3 protein-coding genes are annotated in these 3,255 nt (G+C 71.2%); 1 reads left to right on the plus strand and 2 read right to left on the minus strand.

Annotated elements, in window-relative coordinates; all coding sequences use genetic code 11:
* Window positions 1-143 precede the first annotated feature (143 nt).
* Both AB0H32_RS47485 and AB0H32_RS47490 read right to left on the minus strand, forming a co-directional pair.
* Window positions 144-1,259 carry a histidine kinase gene (locus AB0H32_RS47485; protein ID WP_361135709.1) on the minus strand — a complete coding sequence of 372 codons (1,116 nt, stop codon included), beginning with the start codon at window positions 1,257-1,259 and terminating at the stop codon, window positions 144-146.
* Window positions 1,256-1,921, minus strand: a complete 666-nt coding sequence (locus AB0H32_RS47490; protein WP_361135712.1) for a response regulator transcription factor — start codon at window positions 1,919-1,921, stop codon at window positions 1,256-1,258. The genes AB0H32_RS47485 and AB0H32_RS47490 overlap by 4 nt, the downstream gene beginning before the upstream one ends.
* Before the next feature lie 218 nt (window positions 1,922-2,139).
* Between AB0H32_RS47490 and AB0H32_RS47495 the strand changes: the two genes are divergently transcribed.
* The coding region (locus tag AB0H32_RS47495) for a heparan-alpha-glucosaminide N-acetyltransferase domain-containing protein (RefSeq protein WP_361135716.1) at window positions 2,140-3,255 on the plus strand (1,116 nt) is incomplete at its 3' end.

Here is a 3,255-nt window from a genome sequence, read left to right on the forward strand (position 1 = left end):
CCAGCGCGGCCGGGCGGGGGCTCGTCGCCAGGGCGCGGATGCGGTCGTGGGCCGGGTACGTGGTGCCGCGGGAGGCGGAAGGACGACGACCGCGGTCGTCGCGTCGGTGACGAACCCGACCCGGGAGGCGTCGGCACACGTGGTCACCGGTTCTGCTCGACGGGCAGCTCCAGGCGGAGCTCGTAGCCGCCGTCGGCCCTGGGCCCGGAGCTGACGGTGCCGCCCAGGAGTTCGGCGCGTTGACCGAGGCCGACGAGGCCGTGCTGGGCGCTGGGCAGTGCCAGCGAGGGCCGCGTGGGAGCGCTGTTGGTCACGGTGACCCGGACGGAACCGTCCTTGCAGAGGATGCGAACGGTCGCCGTCGCTCCCGCGGCGTGTTTGCGGACGTTGGTCAAGGCTTCCTGCACCGTGCGGTAGACGGCGCGCTGGACGGTGGGCGGAAGGTCTTCGGGCAGGTCCGTCTTCAGTTCCGCCTCGATGCCGCTGCCGTCGACCAGCCGCTGAAGGTCGGCGAGGGACGGCTGGGGGGTGAGCTCGGTGGGGCGGCTGCCGGCGGCGCGCAGCACACTGACCATGTGCCGCAGCTCGTCCAGGGTCTGCACGCTGAGGCGCCGGATCGTGGCCGCGGCCTGTCTGGTCTCGGCGTCCCGGCTGCCCACCTGGAGCGCTCCGGCCTGTACGGCGATGAGGCTGACCTGATGGGAGACCACATCGTGCATCTCCCGGGCCAGCTCTGCGCGTTCCTTCGCCAGGACGCCCTGGGCCGTCAGCAGCCGTTCGTGCTCGCGGGCCTCGGTGATCTCGGTGAGTCGCAGCGACAGCTCGCGCTGGGCCTGCACGAGCTGGCCGAGGAAGACTGGTGCGGCTGCGGTGGCCAGGGCGTAGCTGAGATGGACGAGGTTGTGGGTGCCCGAGAGTTCGTTCGTCTTCAGGGACGACCAGGGCCAGGGGAGGAAGTCGGCGATCGCGTAGACCAGGGCGCAGCAGGCCAGCAGTACCCGGTGCCGGCTGAGCGAGGAGAGCGTGTACAGGGCTGCGAGGGGGGCGACCACCGCATCGGTGATCATGGCGGTGGGAAGGGTGAGCGCGAAGGTTGCCAGCGGCGCACGCCGTCGCAGGACGAGGACGAGGGCGCCGAGCAGGGCGCAGGCAGGCGCCGCCACCTGGTCGGTGAAGTCGACGTTGACCCATGCATCGGCCACCGAGGCGCAGACGAGGGCGGCATCCAGCAGCCAAGCGGGCGGTCGTCGGGAATTCATCCGGTGTCCCCGTCGTGCGGTGGTCCGAGCAGCCCCTCGCGCTCGGCGATCAGGGCGGCCTGGACACGGCTGCTGACCTGGAGTTTGCTGAACACGGCGCTGACGTGGCCTTTGACGGTGCCCGTACTCAGATGCATCCGTTTGCCGATGTCCGTGTTGCCCAGCCCTTCGGCCATGAGGACGAGGACTGCCCGCTCGCGATCGCTCAGCCGGGCGGTGAGGTCGGCGCCGGGCTCGTGCACGGGTTTGTCGAGATAGCCGTCCACCACCCTGCGGGTGACCTTCGACGACAGCACGGTCCCCCCCTCGGCGAGTGCTCTCACCAGATGCGGAAGTTGCTCGGGGTCGGTGTCCTTGAGCAGGAATCCGGCGGCGCCCGAGCGCAGCGCGGTCGCCACGTACTCGTCGGCGTCGAACGTGGTGAGCATGGCCACCACCGGGGGGTCGGGCATGCGGCGGAGGTCGGCCAGGACGGTGAGCCCGTCCACGTCCGGCATCCTGATGTCCAGCAGGACCACGTCGGGGTGCGACTCGTGTACCGCCCGGACGGCATGGCCGCCGGGAACCGCCGCCACGACCTCGATGTCGTCCGCCGTGCCGAGGATGTGTGTGAAGCCGCCGCGGACCAGGGCCTCGTCGTCGACCACCAGTACCCGGATCACGTGCGCTCCGCTCGTCGCATGCCCGCGGTTCGATGCCTACCACGCAGGGGGCCGTCCGCGAGCGAGCCGGAGGTGTTTCCGCCGATTGGCCGCACGGTCCCGGCCGGCCGGTGGGGGTGTCCTCGGCCGGCCGGCCGGGTTGGCTTCGGCCCGTCGGCGGGGTGCCTTCGGAACGGCACTCGGTGATCCGTGCCGGAGGTTCGGCACAGACTGGAGGCATGACGCCGAACCCATCGCTCGCGGTGTCGAGCGAGGTGGCACCCGAGTTGGAGGCGGCTCGTTCCGCAGTTCCCTCGGGCACGTCGTCGACTGCTCCCTCGGGCACGTCCTCGACGGAGCGGCTGATCGGTGTCGACCTGGCCCGGGGCCTCGCGGTCCTCGGCATGTACTCCGTCCACGTCGGCCCCGATGTGAGCGTGGGCGGACCTGTGGGGTTCCTGCTGGAGACGGCGCGGGGCCGCTCCTCCGCCCTGTTCGCGCTGCTCGCCGGTTTCTCGCTGGTCATCATCACCGGCCGTCCGTGCCCCAGGACCGGGCGCGCCGGTCGCCAGGCCGTGGGGAGAGTCGTGATCCGAGCCGTCGTCCTCGTGATGCTCGGTTACGCTCTGAGCGCTCTGGACACCCCGATCGACGTGATCCTGAGCTTCTACGGGGTGCTCTTCCTCGCCGTTCTGCCCCTGCACCGGATGCGGGTCGCGACGCTTGCGCTCATCGCCGCCGCCGGAGCGCTCGTCCTTCCTCAGATCCTGTACCTGGTGCAGAAGGCCATCGAGGACGGGACCTGGCCGGACGCCGTCATCGCCGCCGACCCGCTGGCCCGGATCACCGGTACCGACGGCTTGATCGAGCTTCTGTTCACCGGAGAGTATCCGGTCCTGACCTGGATGCCGTTTCTGATCGCGGGCATGGCGGTGGCGAGGCTGGACCTCGGGCGGCCCGGTGTCCGGTCCCGGCTGGCCCTGGTGGGCGGGGTGTGCACCGTACTCGGCTACGGCGGCTCCTGGCTGGCCCTGCGTCTGGTCCCCCATGCGCTGTCCGCCGTAGCGGCCGCCACGGACGGCGGCTCGGCGTCCTCCGCGTGGTGGTCCGACACCGTCGGAGACCCCGAGGGCTCCACCCCGCCCGCCTGGCTGCTCGTGGCGGCACCGCACAGCCAGACGACCTTCTCCATCGTCGGCAACATGGGCGTGGCCCTGGTGGTGCTGTCCACGTGCCTGGCCCTCTCCGGCGGGATGCCCCGCCTTTCCCGTTCGGCCGCACCGCTCGCCGCGGTCGGCAGGACGGCGCTGACCCTCTACGTCCTGCACATCGTCGCCCTGTGGTTCTTCACCGAC

It is taken from the genome of Streptomyces sp. NPDC020362 (assembly GCF_040642095.1).
GTDB lineage: Bacteria > Actinomycetota > Actinomycetes > Streptomycetales > Streptomycetaceae > Streptomyces.